This window comes from Anaeromyxobacter diazotrophicus, from assembly GCF_013340205.1.
GTDB lineage: Bacteria > Myxococcota > Myxococcia > Myxococcales > Anaeromyxobacteraceae > Anaeromyxobacter_A > Anaeromyxobacter_A diazotrophicus.
Genome location: NZ_BJTG01000004.1, coordinates 518464 through 545166 on the forward strand (window position 1 = coordinate 518464; position 26703 = coordinate 545166).

Below are 26703 nucleotides of genomic sequence, written 5' to 3' on the forward strand. Positions count from 1 at the left end.
CCGGTGGACCTACGCCGCCGCCACGATGGCGTTCACGGCGCGCAGGCCCGAGCGGTCGAGCTCGTACACGAGCGCCCGCGGGCGCCGCACCGGCTCGTCGGCGGCGCGCGAGGCGGAGCCGGCGCACAGCACCGGGGTGGGCTGGCCCGCGCCGGGCAGATCGACGCGGAAGTGGGTGTGGCGGTGGCCGTGGAGCACCGCCGCCACCGGCAGCTCGGAGAGCATGCGCACCAGCTGGTAGGCGTCGGCGAGCGGCATGCGCTGCAGGGCGAGGTCGGAGGGGACGCGCTCGGGTGGGATGACGAGGTGGTGGTGCAGCGCCAGCACCACCGCCCGCCCCTGCTTGGCGGCGCCGCGCACCAGCTCGCGCGCCGCGGCCAGCTGCTCGCTCCCCAGCGCGCCGGGCGTGGTGCGCGGGTCCTCGCCGTGCCGGGCGCTGTCGAGCGCCACCAGGGTCACCTCCGGCGAGAGCTCGACCGCGAGCGGGAAGACCGCGAACGGCTTCTTCATCCCGCGGCCGTCCGCGCCCAGCAGGCGGAGGAACCGCCAGCTCGCGGCCGCCTCCCAGCTCCACAGGTCGTGGTTGCCCGGCAGCACCGTGAGCTTGCCCGCCTCGGCCCACGGCGCGAGCAGCTCGGCCGCGCGCTCGAACTCGCTCGCCTCGCCCGACAGCGTCACGTCGCCGGTGACCACGAGGTGGTCGAGCGGCTCCGCCTCGAGCGCCTGCAGGATCTTCTTGAGCAGCTTCACCGAGTGGCGATCGCAGTCGCGGGCGCTGAGCCCGTTGCGCGGGTAGCGCGAGCGGTCGCCGACGTGGAGGTCGCTGATGTGGGCCAGGCGGACGATGCGCGCTCCCGGAGGTTCGGCCGGATGCTAACGAGGGGTCCCGGCGCTGTCAAAGCCGCTCGCGCCGCGCGCGGCCTGGCCCGCCGCCGGGAGCACCAGCCGCCACACGCCGCCGCGCCCCGCCACGCAGGCGCGCTCGAGCCGCCCGCCCTGCGCCGTCACCAGCCGCTCCGCCAGCGCGAGCGCCAGGCCCGGGGGGTCGCCGGCGCCGGTCTCGGCGATCTCGAGCAGCACCTCCGGACCGCGCTGCACCGTCCGCAGCCCGAGCTCGCCGCCGGAGGGCATGGCCGCGGAGGCGAGCGCGAGCACGTGCCCGATCGCCTGGCGCAGCTGCCCGGCGTCGGCGAGCGCGGCGGCCGCCCCGCCGACCCGGCGCATCCGCACGCCCGGGGCGAAGGAGGCGGCGCGCAACGCCTCGGACAGCAGGGCCGCCACGTCCACCGGCCGCGGCACCGCCGCCGGGACCGGCTCGCGCAGCGACGCGAGCGCCGCCTCGACCGCCTCGAGCTCGTGCTCGAGCCGGCCCAGGTGCGGCTCCCCCGCCGCCGGCGGCAGCGCCAGCCGGAGCAGCGCCGCCGCCGCCCGCGCGCGCGAGGCGGGCGCCGCGAGCTCCGCCGCCACGGCCGCCAGGGAGGGCTGGGCGCGGGTGGCGGTCGCCGCCGGGCCCACCCGCAGCGGCGGCGGCGTCGGCGCCGCCTCGGGGACGATGTCCGCGTCGAGGACCGCGACCGAGGCGTCGGGCGGCTCGAGGCGGAGGAGCACCACGTCGAGGGCCGGGGCGCCCGGGAGCCGCACCGCCGCGGCCTGCGCCGCCGCGCCCGCGGCCGGCAGGGCGACGCGGCCGGCGGCGGGGCCGAGGGCCAGGCCGCGCAGGAGCATCGCCAGGTCCTCGCCCAGCGCCTCGCGGTCGCTCCCGAGGAGCGCGCGCCCCGCCAGCCGCGCCGCCTGCTCGTTCGCCCACACCACCCGCCCCTCGGCGTCGAGGGCGAGCGCGCCGTCGCCGAGGGGGGTCGCGACCTCCGCGAGGAGCCGCTCGACCGCGCGCGGGAGCACGGCGCGGCGGCGCCTCCGCCGGGCCGCGACGGCCGCCGCGACCGCCAGCGCGAGGGCGCCGCAGGCCAGGAGCACCAGGGCGGCCAGGCGAGCGGGCATGCCGGCGCCAAGGTGCTCACCCGGTCGCGCCGCGGAAAGCCCACGCCGGCCCACCACCCCGTGTGCCTGGCAGCGCCGCAAGCCCCCGCGCGGAGGGCGCGACCCGCGACCCCGGCGCTTGCCACGCCCCCGGGCGTGGTTATTGAGAGGGACACCCCTCGCCGGCGACGCGCTCACCGCGGGGTTCCGCTCGATGCGGACCCCTCGCGGGCCCTGGCGCCTGCTCGGCGGGAAGCTTTTTGTTTGCCTCGTTCCAGACGGGTGGGTAACGCTCATCTCCAGGCGCTCTCTGCCTGGGGCACCTCTCGCTCGGCGGCCGCGAGGCCAGGAGACGCACATGTCTGAGAAGGACAAGAAGGTCGCCGCCGGAGCCCAGGTCGCCCCCGCCATGGGGCCGCCGGGCCTCATCAACAAAGAGGACATCCCCGCCGTCCTCCCCATCCTGCCGCTCCGCAACTCGGTCTTCTTCCCGGGCGGGGTGCTCCCGCTCGCGGTGGGCCGGCAGAAGACCATCGCGCTCATCAAGGACGCCGTCCGCGACGAGCAGGTGATCGGCGTGGTCACGCAGCGGCGGGCGGAGGAGGAGGACCCGGGCGCGGCCGACCTCTACACGGTCGGGACCGTGGCCCGCATCGTGAAGCTCCTCAAGATGGGCGAGGACAACTACTCGCTCGTCGTGCAGGGCCTGGCGCGCTTCCGCGTGCTCGACCTGGTGCAGGAGGCGCCCTACCTCAAGGCGCGCATCGACCCGGTCGAGGACAAGACCGCCGTCGACGACGTCGAGGTGGAGGCGCTCGCCATCAACCTGAAGAAGCTCGCCCGCGAGGTGATCGAGCTCATGCCGGAGCTGCCGGCGGCGGCGACCGAGCTGGTCGAGTCGATCACGCACCCGGGCCACCTGGCCGACCTCATCGCCGCCAACGTGGACGTGCCCATCGAGGAGAAGCAGCAGGTCCTCGAGACGGTCGACCTCAAGGCGCGGATGAAGCTCGTCCTCGAGCTCCTCAACCGCAAGCGCGAGATCCTGAAGCTCTCGAACAAGATCGACTCCGCCGTGAAGGGCGAGATGTCGAAGACGCAGCGCGAGTACTACCTGCGCCAGCAGCTCAAGGCCATCAAGGAGGAGCTGGGCGAGCTGGGCGAGGAGGAGGAGGAGCTCGACGAGCTGGCGGAGCGGCTCAAGAAGGCGGGCCTGCCCACCGAGGTGGAGAAGATCGCGACCAAGGAGCTGAACCGCCTGAAGAGCATCCCCACCGCCTCGAGCGAGTACACGGTCGCGCGCACCTACCTCGACTGGATCGCCGACCTCCCGTGGTCGAAGCGGAGCGACGACAACCTCGACATCGAGAACGCGCGCGGGATCCTCGACGCCGATCACTACGGGCTGCAGAAGATCAAGAAGCGCATCCTCGAGTACCTGGCCGTCCGCAAGCTCAAGAACGACATGCGCGGGCCCATCCTGTGCTTCGTCGGGCCCCCCGGCGTCGGCAAGACCTCGCTCGGCCAGTCCATCGCGCGCGCCATCGGCCGCAAGTTCGTGCGCCTCTCGCTGGGCGGCGTGCGCGACGAGGCCGAGATCCGCGGGCACCGCCGCACCTACGTGGGCGCGCTGCCCGGCCGCATCATCCAGTCGATGAAGAAGGCCGGCACCGTGAACCCGGTCATGATGCTCGACGAGATCGACAAGCTCGGCGCGGACTTCCGCGGCGACCCGTCGGCGGCCCTGCTCGAGGTCCTCGACCCGGAGCAGAACCACTCCTTCTCCGACCACTACCTCGACGTCGCGTACGACCTGTCGAAGGTGATGTTCGTCGGGACGGCCAACCTCCTCGACCCCATCCCCGGCCCGCTCAAGGACCGCATGGAGATCCTGGAGCTGCCCGGGTACACCTTCGAGGAGAAGGTCCACATCGCCCAGAACCACCTCATCCCGAAGCAGCTCAAGGAGCACGGGCTCTCGCCCGAGGCCATCAGCTTCGACGAGAAGGCGCTCATCAAGGTCATCATGGCCTACACGCGCGAGGCCGGCGTCCGGAACCTCGAGCGGCGCATCGCCGACGTCTGCCGCGCGGTCGCGGTGGAGGTGGCGAGCGGCAAGGTGCAGGCCGGCGCCAAGCGCACCGTCGCCGAGGGCGACCTGGAGGACATGCTCGGGCCCGAGAAGTTCTGGAACGAGACGGCCGAGCGCACCGAGATCCCCGGCGTGGCGACCGGCCTCGCCTGGACCGCCGCGGGAGGCGACATCCTGTTCATCGAGGCCACCAAGATGACGGGCAAGGGCTCGCTCACGCTCACCGGCCAGCTCGGCGACGTCATGAAGGAGTCGGCGCAGACCGCCCTCTCCTACCTGCGCTCCAAGGCGGACACGCTCGGCATCCCGGCCAACTTCCTGGAGAAGACCGACGTCCACATCCACTTCCCGGCCGGCTCCATCCCCAAGGACGGCCCGTCCGCGGGCGTGACCATCCTCACCGCGCTCGTCTCGCTGCTGACCGGCATCCGCGTCCGCTCGGACGTGGCCATGACCGGCGAGGTGACGCTGCGCGGGCTCGTGCTGCCCGTCGGCGGCATCAAGGAGAAGGTGCTCGCCGCCCACCGCGCCGGCATCAAGCGCATCATCATGCCGGCGCGCTGCGAGAAGGACCTCATCGACGTGCCGGAGCAGGCGCGCAAGGAGCTCGACTTCGTCTTCGCGAGCTCGATGGAGGACGTGCTCAAGGCGGCGCTGGAGGAGAACCCCATCGGCCGCAAGCCGCCGGCGCCTCCGCCCACCGCCGCCCCGCCGCCCACCTCGGACGCCGACGGCAAGAAGCCCGAGGTCCGCGCCTAGCGCGGCCGCGCGCACGCAGCACCCTCAGGGCCGGCGCCACGCCGGCCCTTTCTTTTTGGGGCCGCGCCGCCGCGCTCTCCCCGCCGCTGCTACCATGGCGGCGATGTCCCGCCTCGCCCTGCTCACCGGCTCGCCGGGCGCGCGCCAGGAGGCGCTCGCGACGGAGCTCGCCCGCGCCGGCTGGCAGGTGCGCAAGCTCCCCTTCGATCGGCTGGAGCTGGCCGACGTGACCGCGGCCGCGCGGGGGGCCGAGGCGGTCTTCCACCTCGGGATCCGCACCTCCCCCTCGCTCCGTGCCGCGCACCGCGCCCAGCTCGAGGCGGCCGCCGCCTACGCCGCCGGGCTCGCCGCGCGCGACGCCGGGGCGCGGCGGTTCGTGCACGTCTCGACCGTCTCGGTGTACGGCCGGCCCCGCAACCTGCCCTGCGACGAGGGCGAGCTGAAGGCGCCGCGCACCGCGCTCGAGCGCGCGCGCTGGCAGGCCGAGCAGGCGGCCTGGCTCGCCTGCCGCCAGGGCGCGCCGCTCACGGTGCTGCGCCCCACCCTGGTCTACGGCCCGACGCTGCGCGCCGGCGCCGTCCGGGCCCTCGCGGTCATCGCGCTCTTCACCCGCGGCCGCCGCCGCGTCCCCATCGTCCGGCGCGGGCCGGTGATGCACCTCGTCCACCTCCAGGACCTGGCGCGGGCGGCCGTCCACGTGGCCGAGCACCCCGACGACGCGGCGGTGGTCGGGCGCGCCTTCAACGTCGGGGACGACGCGCCGCTGCCGCTGGCCGAGCACCTCGCGCCGGCACTCGAGGCCATGGGCCACCTGCCGGGGCGCGTCCTGCCCTACTCGCCCCGGCTCACGAGCGTCCTCCTGTGGCTGGTGCGGCGCGTGCCGGACCGGTGGCTGCTCGGGCCGGCCAACCGGTGGCTCGAGGCCGCCTGGCGCGAGCTGGCCGCCCGCGCCGGGGCGGCCGACGCCCTGGCCCCGCGCCTCGACCGGGAGTCGCTCCACTGGATGGCCGCGGACCACTACTACGACATCCGCCGCCTGAACGAGCTGGGGTGGCGGCCGCTCTACCCCATCTCCACCGCCGGGCTGCCGGAGACCATCCGCGCCCTCGTCGCGGCGCACCAGCTCCCCGCCCCCACCCCGCGCGGCTTCCTCGGCGGCGGCGCGCTGTGACGGTCGAAAAAGTGACTTCCTGAGCGCGCCGCCAGGGTGGCCGCCGTCTGGCGTCCGTGTCATAGTCGGCCTCGCGAACCCCTGACGCCGCTGTCGCGCACGCAGGGTCGCGGGGAAGGCCAGGGCGTGATCCGGCGCGTCGACCGGTACGAGCTGCTCGAACAGGTCGGCAGCGGCGGGATGGCCGTCGTCTACCGCGGCCGCGACACCTCGCTCGACCGCGAGGTGGCGGTGAAGCTGCTCCACCCGCACCTCGCCGCGCGCGCCGAGTCCCGCGCGCGCTTCTCGCGCGAGGCGCGCGCCGTGGCGCGCCTCAAGCACCCCAACATCGTCGAGATCTACGACTACGCCGGCGACGCGGCGGTCGAGAGCTACCTGGTCACCGAGTTCGTGCACGGCCGCACGCTCAGGGCCTTCGCCGACGAGGAGCAGCTCGAGCTGCCCGAGGTCGGGGCGCTGCTGGCGCGGGCGCTCGCCGGCGCGCTGGTGCACGCGCACGCGGCCGGGGTCATCCACCGCGACCTCAAGCCCGAGAACGTGCTCGTGCTGGAGCAGGGCGGGAAGCGCGCCCTCAAGCTGGTGGACTTCGGCATCGCCCGCATCGTGGCCTCGGACGAGCGGATGACGATGACGGGGGCGCTGGTCGGCTCGCCGAACCACATGGCCCCCGAGATCATCGAGGGCCGCGAGGCGGACGCGCGGAGCGACGTCTTCTCGCTCGGCACCATCCTGTTCTGGCTCGCCACCGGGGCGATGCCCTTCGCCGCCTCCAACCCCACCGCGACGCTCCGGCGCGTCGTCGAGGGCGACCGCCCCGACCCGCGCGCGGTCTGTCCGCTGGTCGGCGACGCCCTGGCCGCGGTGATCGCGGCGGCGCTGGCCACCGACCCGGCCGAGCGGCTCCCCACCGCCGCCGCCCTGCGCGACGCGCTCGACCAGGCGCTGGCAGCGTCCGGGCTCACCGAGCCGGAGGCGGAGCTCGAGGCCTTCCTGGCCGAGCCCGCCCGGTACAAGGCGGCGCTGCGGCCGCGCCTGGTGGCGGCGGCCCTCGCCGCGGCCGACGGCGCGCTGGCGCGGGGCGAGACGGCCCGCGGGGTGAAGCTGCTCGACCACGTGCTCGCGCTCGACCCCGGCAACGGCGCCGTGCAGGGTCGGCTGGCGGCGCTGGCCCGGCGGGCGCGCGTCCGGCGGCTCGCGCTGCGGGTGGCGGCGCTCGCGGCGGCGGCCGGGCTCGCCGGCGCGGCGGGCTGGGGCGGCGCCGCGGCGCTCAAGGCGCGCCGGGCGCGGCTGGCGCGCGCGGGGGTGGCCAACGACGCCACGCTGTCGGCCTCGAGCCGGTCGGCGCGCTCCCGCCACCCCGCGCCCTCGCCAGCGCCCGCCGGCGAGGAGCGCGCGTCCGCCTCCCCCGCCCGGGAGCCCGCGCCGGTGCCGGCCCGGGACGGCGCGGTCGTGCCGGCGCCCGCTCCGGGCAAGGGCGACGGCCGGGCCGAGGTCAAGCACGCCGCGTCGGCCGCGCCCGCCGTGGTCCAGGTCCGGGTCCGGCCGTACGCTCAGCGCGCGCTCCTCGACGGCGTCGAGGTGGCGCACGGGGAGCAGCGCGTCGCCTTCACGCTCGCGCCCGGCGCGCCCCACCGGATCCAGATCGAGCACGCCTGCTGCTTCCCCTTCGTGCGCGACTTCGCGGCGGACGAGGCCATCCCGCAGCCGCTCGAGCTGCCCGTGCCGCTCAGGCCGCGCCCGGCCAGGCTCCGCGTCGAGGGCGACCCGGCCACGCGGGTCCTGGTGGACGGGCGGCTCGCCGGCACCGCCGGCGCCTCCCAGCGGGCGCCCCTGGACGTCCCCGTCCCCGCCACCGGGGACAACCCCTACGAGGCGCCCGCCGAGCTCGTGCTCGAGCTGGAGGGCCGCCCGCCCATCCGCACCACCGTGCGCCTGCGCGCCGGGGCGGAGCTCACCTTCGCCGCGCCCGCGGAGCCGCCGCCGTGATCCCGCTCCTCGCCGCCGTGCTCCTCCTCGCCGCGCCGCAGAGCCCGGACCTCAAGCGCGCCCGCGACCGCTTCGAGTTCGGCGCCTGGGCCGACGCCGCCGGGACCGTGCGCGCCTGGCTCGCCGACCACCCCGACGCGAGCGGCCCGGACGCCCTGGAGGCCTACCGGATGCTCGGCATCGCCGAGCTCAAGCTGGGCGACCTGCCGCAGGCGCGCTCCGCCTTCGTCTCGCTGCTCTCGGTCGACCCGGACTACGCGCTCGACCCGTTCCTGGTGGAGCCCAAGGTGGTCGAGTTCTTCGACCAGGTGAAGCGCGAGCGCGAGCCCGCGCTGGCGCCGCTGCGCGAGCGGCGCCGCTCGCTCGAGGAGCAGCAGCGGCTCGCCGAGGAGGCGCAGAAGCGGCTCCTCTCGGAGGAGCTGACCCGCTCCGGGCCGCCGGCGAAGGTCATCCGGGTGCAGGACCGCATCTACCTCTTCAACTGGCTGCCGCTCGGCGCCGGGCAGTTCCAGAACGGCGACAACGCCAAGGGGACCGCCATCGCCGCCGCCGAGGTGGTGCTCGGCGCCGCCAACGTCGCCGCCATCCTCTTCCACAACTCCATCGCGCAGGACCCGGCCCGCCGCTGCTCGCCCTCCCAGCCGGCCGGCTGCAGGAAGCCGCCCTACACCGACGCCGACCGGACCCTGCTCTCCCGCGCCGACGTGGTGAAGTACGTCTCGGCCGGCCTGTTCTGGGCGGTCTACGCCTACGGCGTCGTCGACGCCCACCTCCACTACGTGCCGCGCGTCGAGACCGAGCTCTCGCCGAAGCAGGGCGGCGCGCTCAAGCTGTCCTGGTCCTTCTGAACATGCCCTCCCTCCTCGTCCGCACCGGCGACGGCCCCGAGCGGGAGATCACGCTCTCGCGCCGCATCACCACCGTGGGGCGCGGCCCCGAGAACGACGTCGCGCTCGCCGACCCGGCGCTGCCCGAGACCGCGCTCCACATCCACTTCGACGGGCGCGACTTCAACGCCGCCTGCCACGCCGGGGCGCAGATGGAGGTGAACGGGCGCCGGAAGGCGGCGGCCCGGCTCGCCGAGGGGGACCGCATCCGGCTCGGAGCGAGCGTCCTCACCTTCACCCTGCGCGAACGCCCCGCCCCCGCCGCCGCGCCGGCCGCCGGCGCCAGCGCCGCGGTGCGGCTCGAGGCGATGGAGGGCCTGGTCCGGTTCTCGGAGCGGCTGCTCGCGGCCGACGACCCGTCGCGCATGCTCGACGAGCTCCTCGACGCGGTGCTCGAGGTCACCCACGCCGAGAAGGGCTTCCTCATCCTGCTGGAGGGAAGCCGGCTCGAGGTGAAGGCGGCCCGCAACCTCAGCAAGGAGAACATCGAGGACGCGGTGGCGCGCGTCTCCGACTCCATCGTGCAGCGGGTGGTGGCGACGCGCCGGCCGGTGGTGGTGGCGGACGCCCTGCATGACGCACAGTGGTCCTCCTCCTCCTCGGTGGTGAACCTCAAGCTCTGCTCGGTGATGTGCGCCCCGCTCACGCGCGAGGGCACCCCGTTCGGCGTCCTGTACCTCGGCAACGACAGCGTGGTGAGCCTGTTCGACCCGCGCGACCTGGAGGTGCTGACGGTCTTCGCGGCGCAGGCCTCGCTGCTCGTCCAGCACGCGCTGCTCCTGCACGGGCTCCGGCGCGAGAACGAGGCGCTGCGGCTGGCGGTCGAGCAGAACCGCTTCGGGGACCTCATCGGCGCCGGCCCCAGCATGCGCGAGGTGTACCGGCGCATCGAGAAGGTGGCGGGCACCGACGTCTCGGTCCTGGTGACCGGCGAGACCGGCACCGGGAAGGAGCTCGTCGCCCGCGAGATCCACCGGCGCTCGGCGCGGGCGAAGGGCCCCTTCGTGGCGGTGAACTGCGGCGCCATCCCGGAGAGCCTGCTCGAGAGCGAGCTTTTCGGGCACGCCCGCGGCGCCTTCACCGGCGCGGTGGCGACCCGCGACGGGAAGTTCCAGGCGGCGAGCGGCGGGACGCTCTTCCTCGACGAGGTGGGCGACATGCCCCTCGCGCTGCAGGTGAAGCTCCTGCGCGCGCTGCAGGAGCGCGTGGTGACCCGCGTCGGCGACACGCGCGCCGAGCCGGTGGACATCCGGGTCCTCGCGGCCACGCACCAGAACCTGGAGGAGCTCATCCGCCAGGAGCGCTTCCGCGAGGACCTCTACTACCGGCTGGACGTCATCTCCATCGCGCTCCCGCCGCTGCGCGAGCGGGGCGACGACGTGGTGGTCATGGCGCGCTTCTTCCTCCAGCGGTACGCGCGGGAGCTCGGCGCGCACGCGCGCGGCTTCACCCCGCCGGCGGTGCTGGCGCTCCGCAAGTACGCCTGGCCGGGCAACATCCGGGAGCTCGAGAACCGGGTCAAGAAGGCGGTGGTGCTGGCGGAGCGGCCGCTCGTCACGCCCGAGGACCTCGGCCTCGGCCCGGAGGCGCTGGCCCCGGTGATGCCGCTCGCGCAGGCCAAGGAGGAGTTCCAGAAGCGCTACATCAACGAGGTCCTGGAGCGGAACCAGGGGAACCGCACCAAGACCGCCAAGGACCTCGGCGTCGACCCGCGCACGGTCTTCCGGCACCTCGAGAAGCTGGAGGCGGAGCGGCGCGGCCTCGCCCTGCCGCCGGGCGGCGAGGAGGAGGAGCCGTGACCGGGGCCGCCCGCCGCGCCGGCCTCGCGCTCGCCGTATCGGCGGTGGCCGCCGCGCTCCTCGCCGGGTGCCCGCTGCCGCAGCCGCTGGCGGAGGTGGCCCGGGTGGACGGCGGCGTGATCTCCCCGCCGCGCATCGTCGCCGAGTCGGCGGTGCCCGCCGAGACGATCATCTTCGTCTCCCAGGGGTGCAGCGCCGCGGTCTTCTCGCTCGGCGCCGAGGTGGAGGACGTGAACACCCTCGAGGCGGTCGAGGCGCGCTGGTTCGTCGACTACCAGGCCACCCTGCCCCAGATCCCGCTCTCGCAGCCCGTCCCGGCTGGCGACGACCCGGCGAACCCCATCCGCGCGGTCGTGCCCTACCCCTTCGACGCGGTCGCCTGGAACAACGGCGTGCCCCTGCACGTGGTCGAGCTGGTGGTGTCGAACGCCTTCAAGGCCATCACCCCGACGGACGCCCGGCAGAACCACAGCGCCCAGGACGGCTTCGAGACCGCCGTCTACCGCTGGGTGTTCCAGTACGTGCCCGCGGGCGACGCGCGCGGCCGCTGCCAGTGAGGCAGCGTCAGCGCGACTTCGAGACCTCCTCGCGCGCGTGCGCGAGGGCCTCGGCCACCGCCTGCAGCAGGTCGCCCTGCTCCTGCGCGAAGCGGTTCACCTGCGCCGCGTAGACGCGGTGGAGCGCGAGCAGGGCGTCGCGGGCCGCGGCCAGCTCGCCGCGCGCCGCCGCGTCCTCCCCCGACCGCTCGTCGAGCCGGCAGCGGTCGGCGAGGTCGTCCACCCGGCGCTCCCACCCGCGGGCCCACACGTTCCAGGCGGCGAGCGGATCCGGGGCCTCCAGCTCGTGGCCGAGCGCCCACGCGCGCTGGCCCTGCTCCTGGGCCAGCAGCTCGAGATCGGCGAGGCAGACGCGGAGCGCGGCCCGGGTGGGTAACGCGCCCTCGGCCCGGGCGGGCCGCGACGGCGCCCGCAGGCTGCGCGCCACGCTGAACGTGAAGAGCCCGACGCCGAGCAGGACCGCGGCGAAGTAGACCACCCACATCGTGGCGCGGTACGGGCGCAGGCGCGGGTCGCGAGTGGTCACGGCGCGCAATCTGGCACAGCCGCACCCCGCCGCGCCCGAAAAACGCAGCGCCCGCCGCCGGCGTCAGCGCGCGTGGGTCGAGATCACGTCGAGGAAGGTGCAGGGCCGGCGCGAGACCACCGCCCGGAGGCACCGGACGTAACAGCCCGGCCCCCACAGCCGCAGGATCGTGAGCGAGTGGAGGAGGACGTCCCGGCCTGTGATGGCGCCTTGCACGAGCATGTGGTCATGCATCCGACATGCCCGTTACAGCTCAGCCCACGACTCGCGCCGAGTCCTGCTTTTCGAGCAGGTGCGCCCAGGCCTCGTGCCGCGCGCCGTCAATTCGACGGTCGGCCCTGCTGAACTCTTTACAGTTCCGAGCCGTCCTGACCTACCGCATTTCACTTCTGCAATGCGTTTTCACAGATGAAACCCGGGGAGAGCCCGTTCACGCGCCCCTCCTCGGTCTACGGGGCTGTAAGAACTGGACAAACCCGGTCCCGAGCGGGTGGCCCTGCGCTTGCTACCGGTACGTGACTGAAGCGCAACGCGGTCGTCGAGGGGACCCCCCCGCACCTCTCAAAGGCCTTAGCGTTGCGCTTCATTTTTTTTGGGCGGGGCTCTCGGCGGCCGCTTCTCTCCTAGCCCGTACAGCAGCCCGACCCGCTGCCGAGAGCCTTCCCAGCTTCCCCCCTCACCTCCGCCCGACCCTCCGCTCCAGATCGTAGAGCGAGAGCTCGAACACGACCGGGCGCCCGTGCGGGCAGCGCGCCTTGAAGTCGACGGAGTCGAGCCCGTCGAGCAGCGACCGCGCCTCCTCCGGCGCCAGCTCCTGATGCGCCCGCACGGCGCTGTGGCAGGCCATGGTGGCGAGCAGATCGTGGACCGCCTGGTCGAGCGCGCTGCCGCGGTCGAGCTGCTCGAGCTGCTGCGCCAGATCGACGAGGAGCGGCGTCAGCTCGACCCCGCCCAGCGCGGCCGGCGCGCCCTTCACCGCGAAGGCGTCCCCGCCGAAGGGCTCGACGTCGAGGCCGAGCGCCCGCAGCTCGTCGATCGCCCCCTCCACCGCCCGCGCCGGGCCGGGCGGCAGGGTCACCACCTCGGGCACGAGCAGCGGCTGGACCGGGAGGCGCCGCGCCCGCCAGGCCTCCCGCAGCCGCTGGAAGAGGAGGCGCTCGTGGCTGGCGTGCTGGTCGATGACGACCAGCGCACCGCCCGGCGCCTCGCACAGGAGGTAGGTCCGGGCGTGCTGCCCGACGTAGCGCAGCGACCCGAAGTAGCCCGCCGCGCGCGCGGGCTCGCCGGCCGCGGCCGGCAGCGGGAACGCGAAGGAGGTGTTCGAGCCCGGCAGCGGAGGCGGCGGCCCGCCGTGCAGCGCCCGCGCCTCGGCCAGCACCGACGCGACGAGCGCCGGCGCCTCGGCCGCCGTCGGGACGGCCACGGCTCCGTCCGGCGCGGTCGCGCCTCCGGCCCCTGGCCCGTCGCTGGGGCCGGCGGCCTCTGCCGGGCGGTGCCGCAGCCAGGGCGCGGTGCGGAGCGCCTCCGCGACCGTGTGGAAGAGCGCGTCCTGGACGGCGCGCGCCTCGGCGAAGCGCACCTCGAGCTTCTGGGGGTGCACGTTCACGTCGACGCGATCGAGCGGCAGCTCGATGAAGAGGAGGCCCGCCGGGAACCGGCCCTGCGGGAGCGTGCCGGCGTAAGCGCGCAGCACGGCGTGCGAGGCGGCCCGGTCGCGGACGTACCGTCCGTTGACGAAGAGGTACAGCGCCCGGCTGGTGGCCTCGCTGTGGTCGGGCGCCGTGAGCACGCCGCGGATCCGCACCTCCCCGCGCTCGCCGGACAGCTCGAGCAGGTGCCGCGCGGCCTCGCGACCCAGCGCCGCGACCGCGCGCTCCCGGAGCGCGGCCCCGGCCGGCGAGCCGAGCGCGACCCGCCCCGCCGAGCGGAGCGTGAAGCCCACCTCCGGGTGCGCCAGCGCCACCCGGAGCACCGCCTCGCTCACGTGCCCGGCCTCGCTGGCGGGAGCGCGCATGAACTTCCGGCGCGCCGGCGTGTTGAAGAACAGGTCCCGCACCTCGATGGTGGTGCCGCGCGGGCGGGCCACCGCCCCGCGCTCCACGAGCCGCCCGCCCTCCAGCACGAGGCGCGTGCCGGGCGCGCCCTCGGCGCCGTCGCAGGTGTCGAGCCGCATCCGCGCCACCGAGGCGATGGCCGGGAGCGCCTCGCCGCGGAACCCGAGCGTCGCGATCGCCTCCAGCCCGGCCGCGTCCCGGAGCTTGGAGGTGGCGTGGCGCTCGAGCGCGAGCAGCGCGTCGTCGCTCGACATCCCGCAGCCGTCGTCGGTGACGCGCACGAGGGCGAGCCCGCCCTCCTCGACCTCCACCTGCACCTGCCGGGCGCCCGCGTCGAGCGCGTTCTCGACCAGCTCCTTCACGACCGAGGCGGGCCGCTCGACCACCTCGCCGGCGGCGATCTGGTTCACCAGCCCGGGAGGGAGCACCTGGATGACGCGGGGCACGGCCCGTTCTAGCACGACGTGCCGCAGGCCCGATCTCACCGTTTGACGCCCCGGGCACGGGCCGGTATAGGCGGGCGCATGGCCGCACCGAAGACCGGCAAGAAGCGGGCGGCGAAGAAGCGGCGCCCCGCCGCGGCCCGCGCCCCGCGGCCGGCGCTCGGGAACGACCCGTTCGAGCGCGGGGCCGCGGTGCGGCCGGCGGTGGCTGGGGCGGCGCCGGACCGGGCGGCGAGGCTGGGCGAGGTCTCGACCCCGAACCCGACCCCGAACCCGACCTCGACCTCGACCGCGACCTCGACCGCGACCTCGACCGCGACCGGGAGTCCGACGGCATCCGGGACCTCGGCGCCGGTGGCGGCCACGACCGCTGCCCGTCGGGCTCCGGCGCCGGCCGCGCCCCACGGCGTGGGGGCGGCGGTGGAGGCGGTGCGCGAGCGCCTCGACGCGGTGGAGCAGCGGCTGGAGTCCGCCGCGGGCGGGGCGGCCGAGCGGCTGCGCGACCTCGCTCGCCAGGAGGCCGCCGGCCAGCTCGCGCGCGACCTGGGGCAGGCGCTGGCGGGGCTCCTGCCGGCGCTGCGGGAGCGGCTCGCCGGGCTGGCGCAGCTGCGTTCCCTGCTCTCCGGCCCCGGCGAGCTCGACTTCTTCGGGATGGACCGGGAGCTGGCCGCCCGCGCCGCGCCGGTGCTCGACTTCCTGTACGGCACCTGGTGGCGGGTCGAGGTGCGCCAGATCGAGCACGTCCCCAGCGAAGGGCCGGTGATGGTGGTGGCGAACCACGGCGGCGCGCTGGCCTGGGACGCGCTGGTGCTGCGGATGGCGCTGGCGCGCGAGCACCCCGCCCGCCGCGACCTCCGGCCGCTGCTCGACGACCCGGCCCTCAAGGCCCCCATCTTCGGCAGCGCCTCGACGCGGCTCGGCGCCGTGCCGGCCACGCCCGAGAACGCGCTCCGCCTCCTGGGCGCCGGCACCGCGGTGGCGGTGTTCCCGGAGGGCAGCCGCAACGCCGGCCGCCCCTGGACGCAGCGCTACCGCGTCGAGCGCTTCGGCCGCGGCGGCTTCGCCCGCATCGCGCTCCGCGCCGGGGCCGCCGTCGTCCCCTGCGCCATCGTGGGCAGCGAGGAGACGAGCGCGCCCTTCGCGCGGCCGGGCTGGCTGGCCGAGCGGCTCGGGATCCCGTTCCTCGGCAGCTCGGCCTCCCTCCCCCTCGCGCCGCTCGGGGTCCTCCCCTTGCCGTCGCGCTGGTCGCTGCGCTTCGGCGAGCCCATCCCGGCCGGCGCCGCCGACGCCGCCGCCTCCGAGGACCAGGCCCAGGTGCTCGCCCTGACCGAGCGCACCCGCGCCTCCCTGCAGCAGCTGCTCGACGAGGACGTGGCGGCGCGCAGATCAGTGTATCTCTGAGGTGCGGCCCCTCTCCTCCGGTGGGGAGAGGGTGAAGTGACAGGTGTTCGGCGTCGGTCACCCTCAGCCGGCGCTGAACCGCGCACCGATCCCCTCCCCTTCGCTCCTTGCACGCCCGTTCGCGGCCAGGTGCTCGAGCAGCAGGTGAACCGTCTCGACCTCCGGCTCGCCGAGCGCGGCCGCGAGCTCCTCCGAGGTCCGCGGCGTGGGCCCGAGCGCGCCGACGACCCGCGCCTGGAGCGCCAGCACCGCCGCCGCGGCCTTCTTGCCCGCCTCGACGCCGGGCTGGTGGTAGGCGTTCACGCCCACCATCGACGCGTACAGGCCGACCGCCCGCTCGAAGAGCGCGACCAGCGCCCCCACCGACCGCGCGTCCACCCGCCGGACGGTGATCGTCACCGAGCCGCGGCCGCCCTCGGCCAGGGCGGCGCGCGTGCCGAGCAGGAAGCCGTGCAGGTAGTCACCCGCGGTCACGCCGGGCTCCACCTCCGCCGGCGCCCCGCCCGACTCGAGCACGCGCACGAACACGGCGAAGAAGTCGTCCGCCCCGTCCCGCAGCTGCTGCACGTAGGCGTGCTGGTCGGTCGACCCCTTGTTCCCGTAGACGGTGAGCCCCTGGTCCACCCGCCGTCCGGCGAGGTCGAGCCGCTTGCCGAGCGACTCCATCACGAGCTGCTGCAGGTAGCGGCTGAAGAGGAGGAGCCGGTCCTTGTACGGCAGGACCACCATCGCCTTCGCGCCGCCCTTCCCGCCGGTGGCGAAGAGCCAGGAGAGCGCCAGCGCCGCGGCGGGGTTGCGCCGCGGGTCGTGGACGCGGGTCGCCTCGTCGCAGCGCCGCGCCCCCTCGAGGAGCCCCTCGACGTCGAGCCCCTGCAGCGCCGCCGGGAGGAGCCCCACCGCCGACGTCTCGCTGGTACGCCCCCCGACCCAGTCCCACATCGGGAAGCGCGCCAGCCAGCCCTCGCGCCGCGCCAGCTCGTCCATGGGCGAGCCGGCCTGGGTGATCGCCACCGCCTGCGGCCCGAGCGCGAGCCCGACCGCGTCGAGGGCGGCGCGCGCCGCCAGCATGCCGTTGCGCGTCTCCGGCGTCCCGCCGCTCTTCGAGGTGACCACCACCAGCGTCTGCCCCAGGCGCGGGCCGATCGCGCCGAGCACGCGGGCGAAGCCGTCCGGGTCGGTGTTGTCGAGGAAGTGCGGCCGGAGCGGGTCGCGCGCCGGGTCGCCCAGCGCGTCCGCCACGAACATCGGCCCGAGCGCCGAGCCGCCGATGCCGACGCAGAGGAGGTCGGTGAACCGCCCGCCCGCGGGCGGCCGCAGCCGGCCGGCGTGCACGTCGGCCGCGAACGCCTGCACGCGGCGGGCGGCCTCCTCGATCTCGCGCCGCAGCTCCGGCGTCGGGGCGCGCGCCGGGTCGCGGAGCCAGTAGTGGCCGACCCGCCGCCCCTCGTCCGGGTTCGCGAGGGCGCCCGCCTCCAGCGCGTCCATGGCCTCGAAGGCGCGCGCCAGCGCCGGCGCGGTGCGCTCGACGAAGGCGCCGTCGTACCCCATCCGGCTCGGATCCACGGTGAGTCCCACCTCGGGGACCCCGCAGAGGAGCTCTCCGTACCGCTGCCACGCCGCGCTCGCCGCCATCGGTGCCACCTCCGGTCGCGGCGGAGTCTAGCCGCGAGCGGCGCCCGGCGCCTGCCCGATCAGGCGCTGGCGCCGGGCTCGGCGGCGGCGGCGGCCGGCGCGGCGGGGACGGCGGTGCGGGCTTGGACGGCGGCCGGCGGCGTGCGCAGCTCGCGCACCACGCCCAGGGCGGCGAGCGCGCGCAGCGCGTACCAGGTCACGTCGATCTCCCACCAGAACCACCCCTGGTTGGCGGTCGACTGGTAGTGATGGTGGTTGTTGTGCCAGCCCTCCCCGAGGGTGGCGAGCGCGATGAGGAGGCTGTTGCGCGAGCCGTCCGCCGTGTCGTAACGGCGGCGCCCGATGACGTGCGCCAGCGAGTTCACGAGGAAGGTCCCGTGCCAGAGGAACGTGGTCGAAACGAAGTAGCCCCACAGGAGGGCCGGCATCCCGCCGAGCGCGAGGAGCAGCGCCGCGTAGGCGATGGGCGGCACGACGTGGAAGCGGTCGAGCCACCGGAGCTCGGGGTAGCGGGCGAAGTCCTTGATGTGGTCGAGCCGGGTCTCGTCGTAGCGCGTGCAGAGGATCCAGCCGGCGTGGCTCCACCAGAACCCGCGCTGCAGCGGCGAGTGGATGTCCTCGGGCTGGTCGGAGTAGCGGTGGTGGTGCCGGTGGTGCGCGGCCCACCACAGGGCGCCCTTCTGCGTGCAGGTGCCGCCCAGGAAGGCGAGCGCCAGCTGGAAGGCGCGCCCCGTCTTGTAGGAGCGGTGGGCGAAGTAGCGGTGGTAGCCGGCCGTGATGCCGAACATCCGGAGCGCGTAGCTGCCGGCGGCCAGCGCCACCAGCTTCCAGGAGAACGGCCCGGCGACGAGCGTCGCGACCGCCACCGCGTGCACGGCGAAGAACGGCGCGGACTTGAGCCAGTGGATGCGATCGGGGGACCTCGGCGCCCGGGCGGCGTCGGACATGCTCGACCTCGTTTTGACGTGCGTCAATCGCACCGCGGGAAGATGCCGGGCCCGTGTCATGGGCGCGTCATGACGCTCGCCACCCGGGCGGCCGGGCGAGGGACCGTGCACCTCCCGGGAGCGCCAGCCGAACGTGCCGTTCGCGGGGCGCGGGCGCAGTGTTGACGTGGCATGGAGCACGGAGGACATCCCGAGGTGCTCGAGCTCGAGCCCAGCGCTGCCCCGGGCGTCAGCCGGGAGGCGGCCATCCGGCTCATGGCGGAGGCGCTGCCGCTCGCCGGCTACGGCGGCGTGCGCGCCGACCTGCCGGGCTGGGAGGTGCCGGAGGTCATCCACGGCGCCATGAAGGACCACCGGCCGAGCCTCTTCTGCCAGTCCCCCAAGCCCGTCTTCTTCGACGTGGTGGCGGCGCAGGGCACCCTCACCCTCGAGGACCTCGCGAGCCGCTGGCAGCTCTTCGCGAGCGCCGCCGAGCTCACGCACGGCGAGTTCCACGTGGTCGTGCCGCGCTGGGTCGCGAACCGCGACGGGCGCCAGGTCGCGAAGCAGATCGCCGAGCTGGTCGGGGTGAAGATCGGCTTCATCTGGGCGATCTGAGCGCCCGGGCGGCCCCTCACCGCCGCGGGAGGACGGGCGGCGGTGCCTCGACGCTCTCCGGCTCCTTGATGTCCTCGTCCGGCCGGGCCGCCAGCTCGACCGCGCGCAGGAACGCGATCACCTGGCCCACGGCGGCCGGGGTGAGCTCGGGCGCGCCGGCCCCCGCCGAGGTGCGCTGGAGGTGGAGCCGCAGCCGCGCCGTCACCGCGGACGGGTCGCCCTTCACCAGGCCGGCCCCGAGCGCCGGCCCGCGCGTCCCTCCGGCGCCGTGCAGCCGGTGGCAGCCGAGGCAGGAGGTGGCGAGCACGTCGGCGCCGAGGCGGGCGGCGTCGCTCGCGCCGGGCGGCACGCGCAGGGCCTTGCCGTAGGTGGCGAGCCAGCTCACCAGCTCCACCCGGCGCACCCCGCCGAGCCACCACCAGCGCAGCCGCGGGTCGCTGTCGATGCCGGGCGCGTCGAGGTTGGGCCAGGCGAGCTGGAGCGGGGCGGCCTCGCGGCGCCAGGCGCCGATCGGCGCGTCGCCCGCCTGGTCCGCCAGCACGGGCTTGAGCTGCCGCACGCTGACGAGCGGCACCGCCGCGGCGCGGCCCCCCTCGCCGCGGAAGACCACCGTGTCGGCCCCGCGCTCGACCTCGAGCGTGTCGCCGAGGAGCGGCGCCAGCGCCAGCCCCTCGAAACGCACGCGCTCGCCCCCGGGTGGCACCGCCTCGAAGGCCCGCCGCGCCAGCGACTCCAGGTCGGTGGTGCCCAGGACCGCCGGCCCCTTCTCCACCTTGCCCTCGAACGTCACCACCGGCTCGCCGCGCGTCACGAACGGCCGTCCGCCGGAGCAGGCGAGGAGCGCGACCGCGAGGGCGAGACGCGTTCTCATGCAGCGGCTTTTACGCTACATTGCCGCCGCCTTCCCACCTCAATCGGAGACGAGCACCATGGCGCGAGCCTTCATCGGGACCACCGAGTGCCAGGTCACGGTCGACAAAGACCTCGGCGACAGCTGGGCCGTGGCGGTGGTGCCGCCACCCCCCTCGCGCAAGGGCGAGCGCTCGCTGGCGCCGCTCGTGGTGAAGCTGCAGGGCGAGGACAAGGAGAAGATCACGAAGGGCGCCCTCGAGATCCTCCAGCAGCGCGGCCAGATCGACCGCTTCGAGCTGTGATCGCGCGGCCCTGAGCCGGCCCGGTGCGCGCTCCGGCGCGTCCCACGTTTCACCGACAGACGATGGGATGCGCTGTACCCCTCACGGGGGCGATGGTAGGATCATGCTTTGATCCTGCGTATTTGAGCGAGCGCGTCCATGTCCGAGCCGGCCTCCGCGGTAGCTCCGTCCTCGCCGTCCGCCGATCAGCCCCTCCCCGAATCCGCGGAGCATCCGGCCCCCGCCGCGCAGCCGGCCTCCACCGCCGGCGAGCTGCCGGCGAGCCCGCCGGTGGACTGGGCCGCCCAGGCCGCCCTCTTCGAGCGCGAGGCAAAGGGGGCCGCCACCCCGGCCGCCGCCGCCGCGCTGCTCTTCGAAGCGGGCCGCCTGCGGGCCGAGCACCTCGGCGACCGCGACGGCGCCGAGGCGCTCTGGCGCGCGGCCGCCCAGGCGGACCCGGGCTTCGGGCCGGCGGCGCGCGCCGACGCGCAGGCCGCGGAGGAGCGCGCCCGCGCCCTGGGCCACCACGACGACCGCATCCGCGCCCTGGAGCGGTGCGCCGAGCTCTCCGCCCCCGCCGCGGCGGCGCCCCTGCTGGCCGCGGCCGCGGCCGTGGCGGAGGAGCGCCTCGAGCGCCCGGCGCTGGCGGCGGACCTGGCGCTGCGCGCGTTCGATCTCGCCCCGGGCGACGCGGCGCTGCGGCGCGAGGCGCGGCGCCATGCGGAGCGCGAGGGTCGCGACGCCTCGCTGGCGCGCGTGCTGGAGGCCGAGGCCTCCGACGAGGCGACCTCCCCGCGCGAGGCCGGCCTGGCGCTGTGCGCGCTGGCCCGCCTGCTCTCGGGGCCGCTGGACGACGCCGCCGAGGCGCGCGCGCGTCTCCTGGCGGCGCGGCGGCGCGGCGGGGACGACCCGATCGTGCTCGACACCCTGGCCGCGCTGCACGAGGAGCGGGGCGAGTGGGAGCTGGCGGCCGAGGCGCTCCGCGCGCGCGCCGCTACCCAGGCCGGCACCCCCGGCGAGGTGGTGGAGCTCGTGGCCGGCCACCTGCGGCTGGCCGAGATCTGCGAGGAGCGGCTCGCCCGCGCCGACGGCGCGGTCGCCGGCTACCGGGCGGTGCTGGCGCTCGCCCCCGGGCACCGCGGCGCGCTCGCCGCGCTGGGCCGGCTCTTCGCCCGGGCCGAGGACTGGGAGCATCTGCTCGAGACGTTCCTCGCCGAGCGCGACGCCGCCGCCGACCCCCGCGAGAAGGCGCACCGGGCGTTCAAGGCGGGCGAGGTCCTGGAGGAGCGGCTGGCCCGGCCGGACGAGGCGGTCGAGCGCTACCGTGAGGCGCTGGCGCAGGACCCCGCGCTGTGCGCCGCGCGCCAGGGCCTCGAGCGCCTGTACGCCTCGCTCGGGCGCCACGCGGACCTGGCGGCCCTCCTCGAGGATGGGCTCGAGGGCACCGCCGCCCCCGAGGAGCGGATCGCCCTGCTCATCCGGCTGGCGCGGCTGCACGAGGACCGGCTGGCCGACCCGGGCACCGCCGCGCGCGCCTGGGAGCGCGTGCTCGAGCTCGCGCCGCAGCACGCGGTGGCGCTGCGCGCCCTCTCCGGCCTCTACGACCGGATCGGCCGCTTCGCGGACCTCGTGCAGGTGAACGAGCGCCTCCTCGGCACGACCCAGGACCCGCGCGCCGCGATCGCCCTCCTGCAGCGGACCGCCGAGGCCCAGGAGGAGCCGCTCGCGGATCCCGACGCCGCCCGGCTGACCCTGGAGCGGATCCTCGCGCTCGACCCGTCGCACCGCCCCGCGCTGCGCGCGCTCGGCCGGCTCTACGCGCGGAGCGGCCGCTGGACGGAGCTCGTGCGCATGTGCCGCGCCGAGGCGGAGGTGGCGCCGTCGGCCGCGGCGGCCGCCGACCTCCAGTTCCGCGCCGCCGAGATCCTGGAGCGGCAGCTCGGGGACGAGGCCGAGGCCCTGGCCGGCTACCGCGAGGTGCTCACGCTCGCGCCCGAGCACCTCGGCGCCCTGGCGGCCCTGGCCCGGCTCCACCGCGCCCGCGGCGCCTGGGAGAGCCTGGTGGAGGTGCTGCGCGCCCAGGCGGCGGTCCGCGGCGCGCCCGAGCGACGCGCGGAGCTCCTGGCCGACGTGGCCGACCTGTGGGAGACCCGGCTCGCCGAGCCCGCGCACGCGGTAGAGGTCCACCTCGAGGCGCTGGCGGAGGTCCCCGCTTACGCGCGCTCGCTCCGCGCGCTCGACCGGCTCCTCGCCGCGGCGGGGCGGCACGGCGAGCTGGCGGCGCTCCTCCGCGCCCAGGCGGCGGCCGCCCACGGCCCCGCCCGCACCGCGGCGCTCTTGCGGGCGGCGCGGCTCCACGCCGAGCGCCTCGGAGACCGCGCGGCGGCGCTCGACGCCTGCCGGGCGGCGCTGGCCTCCGCGCCGGAAGATCCCTCCGCGCGCCTCCTCGCCGCCGAGCTCGAGGGCCTGAGCGGCGTCGCCGCCCTGGGCGCTTCGGGTGACGACCTCCAGGCCGGCCTGCGCGCCGCCGAGGAGCACGAGGCCGCGGGGCGGCTGGAGCAGGCGGCCGAGGTCCTCCACCGGACGCTGGTGGCGAACCCCGGCGCCCTGCCGGCGGTCTGCGCGCTGGCGCGGGTGGCCACGCGCCGCGGCGAGCTGGCCGAGGCGCGCAACGCGCTCCGCAGCCAGGCCGCCCTGCTCGCCGACGACGGCGCGGCGGCGGCCGCGCTCGACGAGGCGGGCGAGCTGTCGCGGCGCCTCGGCGATCCGGCCGGCGCCGCGGCGGACTGGACCGCCGCCCTGGCGCGCGCGCCGGCGCGGGCCGAGGCGGGCGCGCGGCTCGCGGCCCTGCTGCGCGAAGCGGCCGACCCCGCCGCGCTCCTGGGTGGTGAGGAGCGGGCGTTCGAGGCGGCCGGCGCGGCCGCCCTGGCGGCCCCGGAGCGGGGCGAGGCCTTCGAGGTCCGCGCGCGCCTGCACGCCGCGGCCGGCCGGCACGCCGAGGCGGCCCGCGATCTCACCACCTTCCTCGGGCTGGGCGGACCGGCGCCGCAGCTCGAGGCCGCCCACCTCGAGCTCGCCGCGCTGTACGACGGCCCCCTCGCCGACCCGGCGCGGGCGGTGAGCCACCTGCAGGCGGTGCTGGCATCCGCCCCCGGCGACGCCTCCGCGCTGCAGCGCCTGGCGGCGCTGCACGCGCGCGCCGAGAACTGGCCGGGCGCCGCGGACGCGCTGCGGCGCCTGCTCGCCCTGCCCGACCTCGCCGCGCCGGAGCGCTGCACGCACCTCCTGGCGCTGGCCGAGCTCCGCGCGACCCGCTTCGGGGATCTCGCCGCGGCGCGCGCCCTCTACGAGGAGGCGCGCCGGCTCGCGCCCGACGACGGCCGCGCGGCGGCCGCGCTCGCCGAGCAGGAGGCGCCGGGCGAGCCCGTCGCGCCCGCCGTCGCGCAGGCGGGTCCCGCCGCCGGCGCGCTCCTCGAGGAGCAGCGCCGCCTGCTCGCCCAGGATCCCGGCCGCGTCGAGAGCTGGCGCGCCCTCTTCCGCCTCTTCCACGCCGCGCGGGCGGTCGACAGCGCGTTCGTGGTGGCGGGGGTGCTCCGGTTCCTGCAGCCCTCCGAGCCCGAGCCCGGCGGCGCGCCCGCGGCCGAGCGCGCGCCGCCGGCGCAGGCGCCGGCCCCCGGGCGAGCGCTCTCCGAGGCCGACTGGGCGCGCCTGCGCCATCCCGCCGATCGCGGGCCGCTGTCGGAGATCCTGGCGCTCGCCGCCGACGCCCTCTGCGAGGTGGCGCAGCTCCCGGCTCCCTCCCGCGGCCGCGAGCGCCCCCCGGCCGCGCTCGAGCGCCTGGTCGAGGAGACCTGCCGCGCCCTGGCCCTGCGGCCGTTCCCGCTCCGCGCGGGAGGCGAAGGCGCCGGGCTGACCCTGCTGCCCGGCGAGCCGGTGGTGGCCTTCGCCGGCCCGGAGCTGACGGCCCGCTTCGGCCCGTCGGAGCAGCGGTTCCTGGTGGCGCGCGCCGCCGCGCGGGTCCGCGCCCGCTCGGCGCTGGCGGACCGCCTCTCCGCCGCCGCGCTCCGCGAGCTGCTCTCCGCCACCGTGCGGCTCATCGCGCCCGAGGACACCTCGCTCGGCGTCCCCGCCGAGGCGCTGGCGCGCGCCGTCGCGCGCGCAGTCCCCCGCAAGGTGCGCAAGGCGCTGGAGGAGCCGGTGCACGCGCTCCTCGTCTCCGGCGCGCCGGAGGTGGCGGAGTGGCAGGAGGGGCTCGCCGCCACCGCCGGCCGGGCCGGGCTCCTCGTGGCGGGCGACGTCCCCGCCGCACTGGCGCTGGTGCTGGCCGAAGGTGCGCCCGCCGCCGGGCGCGCCGACCGGGCGGCCGCCGCGCGCGACCTGGCGCCGCTGCGCGACCTCCTGCTCTTCGCCGCCAGCGACGAGCACCTCCGCCTACGCCAGCGGCTCGGGCTCGCCGTGGCGCCGGTCGCTCAGGGTCCGTGACGCCGGACCACGGCGCCCTCGGGGAGCGCCGCCACGAACGCGCGCAGCGCCACCTCCACCCGGGCCGCGTCCTTCGCCTCGAAGGTCACCTCGACCCGGTGGTCGGCCTCGTCGAACCGCGGGTAGCTGCCGATGTCCACGTCGGGGTGCGCCCGCGCCACGCCGTCGAGCGCGGCGGCGAAGTGGTCCTCGCCCAGCGCGAGGAAGAGGGAAGCCGCCCGGAACGGGGGCGAGGCGAGCTCGGCGGCGAAGGCGTCGAGCTGGAGGCGGAAGAACTCCGGCGGGCCGGGCAGCATGACCACGTTCTCCACCGCCATCACCGGGAAGCCCGGATCGCCGGCGAGCCGCGTCCCCTCCGGCACGTCCGCCATGCGCAGCGCCGCCTCCGGCGGCTCGCCGCCGTGCCGCGCGTGCCAGCGCCGGATGTTCGCGACCAGCCGCTCGTGCCGGACGAGCGGCCGCCCCAGCGCATGCGCCACCGCCGCCAGGGTCACATCGTCGTGGGTCGGGCCCACGCCGCCCGCAGTGAAGAGCCAGTCCACGCGCGCCCGCTCCCGCGCGACCGCCTCGGCGATGAGCTCCAGCCGATCGGGGAGCGTGAGGAGCGCCTCCAGCCGGACGCCGCGCTCGCGCAGGACGCGGATGGCGTACGGGCCGTTCTGGTCGGCGCGCTTCGCCGACAGGACCTCGTTGCCGACCACCAGCACCGCCGCCGTGAGCGTCTCCACCCGAAGGTGATAGCGCGGCCGCGGGCAGCCCGCCAGGCGGTCGAGGCCCCGTGGCCCCTACAGCTCATTCTGATGATCGGCCAACACGTCGTCAGCCTCCCTGGCCCTCCCCCGCTTTGCGGGGCGAGGGAGAAGAGAGCGGCGCTGCCCGAAGCTCATCACGCTGCCGAGACCTCCACCCCTCCGCCGGACCGCCTCGCGGGCTCCGGCCCGCTCCACGCCTTCCCGCCGAGGAACCACCGCAGCGCCTCAGGCGCCCGGCCCACCACGCGCAGGTGGCCGGCGTGGATGCACCGGAGGTGGTGGAACGCGCAGAGGCCGAGCTGGTTGTCGAGCTCGTCCCCTCCGCCGTGCGAGCGGAAGAGGACGTGGTGGGCGTGGGTCGCGCGGCGGCTGCAGCCGGGGACCTGGCAATGCCCCGCGTCCCGGTCCCGCACCTTCCGCGAGCGGCTCCGGGCGCGCTTCCCGCCCTTCCAGGTGTCGAGGAAGTGCTGCGCGAGGACGGCGAGGCAGGTCCCGAGCGGCAGCGGCCTCCCGGTCCGGTCGCGGACGGCTTGCACCGCGGCGGCGAGGACCGCCGCCATCCGGAGCGCCAGCGGGACGGCCAGCTTCCCCTGCGCACGCATCCGCCGCTCGGCCTCGCCCTCGAGCTCGCGCCGGAGCGCGACGCAGGTGAGGCCCCTCGCCCGCGGGGTCCAGCGGGTGATCTCCGGCTCGGGCAGCTTCGAGAGGAGCCGCAGCTTCTCGAACGCCAGCCCCTCGCGCTTCGCCTCCTGGAGCGCTGGCGAGGCCCAGCGCCGCTCCTCGACCTTGGCCCGCTCCTCGATCGAGCGCGCCGCGAGCCCCAGCCGCTCCTCGCAGTACTGGCGGAAGCTCGCGAACCCGAGGAGCCGGTAGAGCTGGCTCTTCCGGACCGCGAGGGCGCAGTAGCCGACGAGGTCCTCCCACTCCGCCCGCAGGGCGGCGAGCTCCCGCAGTCGGCCGTCCACCTCCTGGGCGGTGGCGGTCTCGTAGAAGCGGACGTCCGGGGCCGCGATGTCTGGCAGGGCACGAAGCGCGGCCCAGCGCTCCGTCTCCCCCTCGAGGGCTGCGGCGCGCGCGTCGTCGCCGGCAGGGCGCGTCCGGACCGCCGCGCCGAGCACGCGCGCCGGGTCCGGGTCTCCCTCGCCCGCATACTCGCCCGCGAACTCCTGGGCGATCGCCTCGAGCCGCTCGGCGCGCGTCGCGCCCGGCATGAGCTCGCCCGCGAGCGCCAGCGCCTCGTCGACCACCTCGCGCTCCTCCGGCTCGAGGCGCGCGTCGAGGCGCAGCCACGGCTCCTCCTCGTCGCCCGGCGCCGCGCGCGCCCGGCGGACCTCGGCCTCGAGCGCGCGGACGGTCATCCGCGCCGCGCGCTCCACCCAGGCCGCCTCGTCCTCGCCCACCGCCACCTTCAGCACCGTCTGCGCGGCGCGGAGCTTGACCCGCCCCGCCGTGAGCGCCTCGCGCAGGAGCGGCCGCGTCCGCAGCTCCCGGCCGAGCAGGGCGAGCCC

The 26703-nt window shown here is 76.5% G+C and carries 20 protein-coding genes; 10 read left to right on the forward strand and 10 right to left on the reverse strand.

The window, feature by feature from the left end; translation table 11 throughout:
* Positions 1 to 9: 9 nt before the first annotated feature.
* The gene (locus tag HWY08_RS11070) at positions 10 to 846 is read right to left on the reverse strand and encodes a metallophosphoesterase family protein (RefSeq protein ID WP_308469071.1); all 837 of its coding nucleotides are present in this window, start codon (positions 844 to 846) and stop codon (positions 10 to 12) included.
* Positions 847 to 873: 27 nt separating this feature from the next.
* Entirely contained in the window at positions 874 to 1998 is a 1125-nt protein-coding gene (locus tag HWY08_RS11075) for an ATP-binding protein (RefSeq protein ID WP_176064977.1), read from the reverse strand.
* 337 nt (positions 1999 to 2335) lie between these two features.
* On the opposite strand from HWY08_RS11075, the gene lon reads away from it, so the two are divergent.
* The 6 genes from lon to HWY08_RS11105 all read left to right on the forward strand — a co-directional run bounded on the left by lon (position 2336) and on the right by HWY08_RS11105 (position 11228).
* Positions 2336 to 4828, forward strand: a complete 2493-nt coding sequence (lon, locus tag HWY08_RS11080) for an endopeptidase La (RefSeq protein WP_176064979.1) — start codon at positions 2336 to 2338, stop codon at positions 4826 to 4828.
* Positions 4829 to 4931: 103 nt separating this feature from the next.
* Positions 4932 to 5999, forward strand: a complete 1068-nt coding sequence (locus HWY08_RS11085; protein WP_176064982.1) for an NAD-dependent epimerase/dehydratase family protein — start codon at positions 4932 to 4934, stop codon at positions 5997 to 5999.
* Positions 6000 to 6125: 126 nt separating this feature from the next.
* Entirely contained in the window at positions 6126 to 7985 is a 1860-nt protein-coding gene (locus HWY08_RS11090; protein WP_235969573.1) for a serine/threonine-protein kinase, read from the forward strand.
* A complete protein-coding gene (locus HWY08_RS11095) occupies positions 7982 to 8833 on the forward strand; it encodes a tetratricopeptide repeat protein (RefSeq protein WP_176064984.1) in 852 nt (283 codons plus the stop codon). Before HWY08_RS11090 ends, HWY08_RS11095 begins: the two co-directional genes overlap by 4 nt.
* Before the next feature lie 2 nt (positions 8834 to 8835).
* Complete coding sequence (locus HWY08_RS11100; RefSeq protein WP_176064986.1) at positions 8836 to 10671, forward strand: sigma 54-interacting transcriptional regulator; 1836 nt, start codon at positions 8836 to 8838, stop codon at positions 10669 to 10671.
* Positions 10668 to 11228 carry a hypothetical protein gene (locus HWY08_RS11105; RefSeq protein WP_176064989.1) on the forward strand — a complete coding sequence of 187 codons (561 nt, stop codon included), beginning with the start codon at positions 10668 to 10670 and terminating at the stop codon, positions 11226 to 11228. Before HWY08_RS11100 ends, HWY08_RS11105 begins: the two co-directional genes overlap by 4 nt.
* 7 nt (positions 11229 to 11235) lie before the next feature.
* Here the strand turns inward: HWY08_RS11105 and HWY08_RS11110 are convergent, their stop codons facing one another.
* The 3 genes from HWY08_RS11110 to mutL all read right to left on the reverse strand — a co-directional run bounded on the left by HWY08_RS11110 (position 11236) and on the right by mutL (position 14254).
* Positions 11236 to 11754 (reverse strand): hypothetical protein, encoded by a 519-nt coding sequence (locus HWY08_RS11110; RefSeq protein ID WP_235969574.1) that lies wholly within the window; start codon positions 11752 to 11754, stop codon positions 11236 to 11238.
* A 63-nt stretch (positions 11755 to 11817) separates the two neighbouring features.
* Positions 11818 to 11976 (reverse strand): hypothetical protein, encoded by a 159-nt coding sequence (locus HWY08_RS11115; protein ID WP_176064485.1) that lies wholly within the window; start codon positions 11974 to 11976, stop codon positions 11818 to 11820.
* A gap of 454 nt (positions 11977 to 12430) precedes the next feature.
* Positions 12431 to 14254: a DNA mismatch repair endonuclease MutL gene (gene mutL, locus HWY08_RS11120; protein ID WP_176064991.1), complete on the reverse strand. Its 1824-nt coding sequence runs from the start codon at positions 14252 to 14254 to the stop codon at positions 12431 to 12433.
* Positions 14255 to 14332: 78 nt separating this feature from the next.
* Here mutL and HWY08_RS11125 point away from each other — a divergent pair, with 78 nt between their 5' ends.
* Positions 14333 to 15652, forward strand: coding sequence for a lysophospholipid acyltransferase family protein (locus tag HWY08_RS11125; protein ID WP_176064993.1), 1320 nt, complete (start codon positions 14333 to 14335; stop codon positions 15650 to 15652).
* 63 nt (positions 15653 to 15715) lie between these two features.
* Here HWY08_RS11125 and HWY08_RS11130 read toward each other — a convergent pair whose 3' ends face one another.
* Both HWY08_RS11130 and HWY08_RS11135 read right to left on the reverse strand, forming a co-directional pair.
* Positions 15716 to 17284, reverse strand: a complete 1569-nt coding sequence (locus HWY08_RS11130) for a glucose-6-phosphate isomerase (protein WP_176064996.1) — start codon at positions 17282 to 17284, stop codon at positions 15716 to 15718.
* Between the two features lie 59 nt (positions 17285 to 17343).
* A complete protein-coding gene (locus tag HWY08_RS11135) occupies positions 17344 to 18231 on the reverse strand; it encodes an acyl-CoA desaturase (RefSeq protein WP_176064998.1) in 888 nt (295 codons plus the stop codon).
* A 195-nt stretch (positions 18232 to 18426) separates the two neighbouring features.
* On the opposite strand from HWY08_RS11135, the gene HWY08_RS11140 reads away from it, so the two are divergent.
* Entirely contained in the window at positions 18427 to 18828 is a 402-nt protein-coding gene (locus HWY08_RS11140) for a hypothetical protein (RefSeq protein WP_235969575.1), read from the forward strand.
* 16 nt (positions 18829 to 18844) lie between these two features.
* Here the strand turns inward: HWY08_RS11140 and HWY08_RS11145 are convergent, their stop codons facing one another.
* The gene (locus HWY08_RS11145) at positions 18845 to 19699 is read right to left on the reverse strand and encodes a c-type cytochrome (RefSeq protein ID WP_176065000.1); all 855 of its coding nucleotides are present in this window, start codon (positions 19697 to 19699) and stop codon (positions 18845 to 18847) included.
* Positions 19700 to 19757: 58 nt separating this feature from the next.
* Between HWY08_RS11145 and HWY08_RS11150 the strand changes: the two genes are divergently transcribed.
* A complete protein-coding gene (locus tag HWY08_RS11150) occupies positions 19758 to 19982 on the forward strand; it encodes a hypothetical protein (protein WP_176065002.1) in 225 nt (74 codons plus the stop codon).
* A gap of 270 nt (positions 19983 to 20252) precedes the next feature.
* A complete protein-coding gene (locus HWY08_RS11155; protein ID WP_176065004.1) occupies positions 20253 to 24443 on the forward strand; it encodes a tetratricopeptide repeat protein in 4191 nt (1396 codons plus the stop codon).
* Here HWY08_RS11155 and HWY08_RS11160 read toward each other — a convergent pair.
* Both HWY08_RS11160 and HWY08_RS11165 read right to left on the reverse strand, forming a co-directional pair.
* Entirely contained in the window at positions 24431 to 25171 is a 741-nt protein-coding gene (locus HWY08_RS11160; protein ID WP_176065006.1) for a competence/damage-inducible protein A, read from the reverse strand. The two genes, HWY08_RS11155 and HWY08_RS11160, sit on opposite strands and share 13 nt — an antisense overlap.
* A gap of 158 nt (positions 25172 to 25329) precedes the next feature.
* On the reverse strand, positions 25330 to 26703 hold a 1374-nt coding region (locus HWY08_RS11165), incomplete at its 5' end, for an HNH endonuclease (protein ID WP_176065008.1).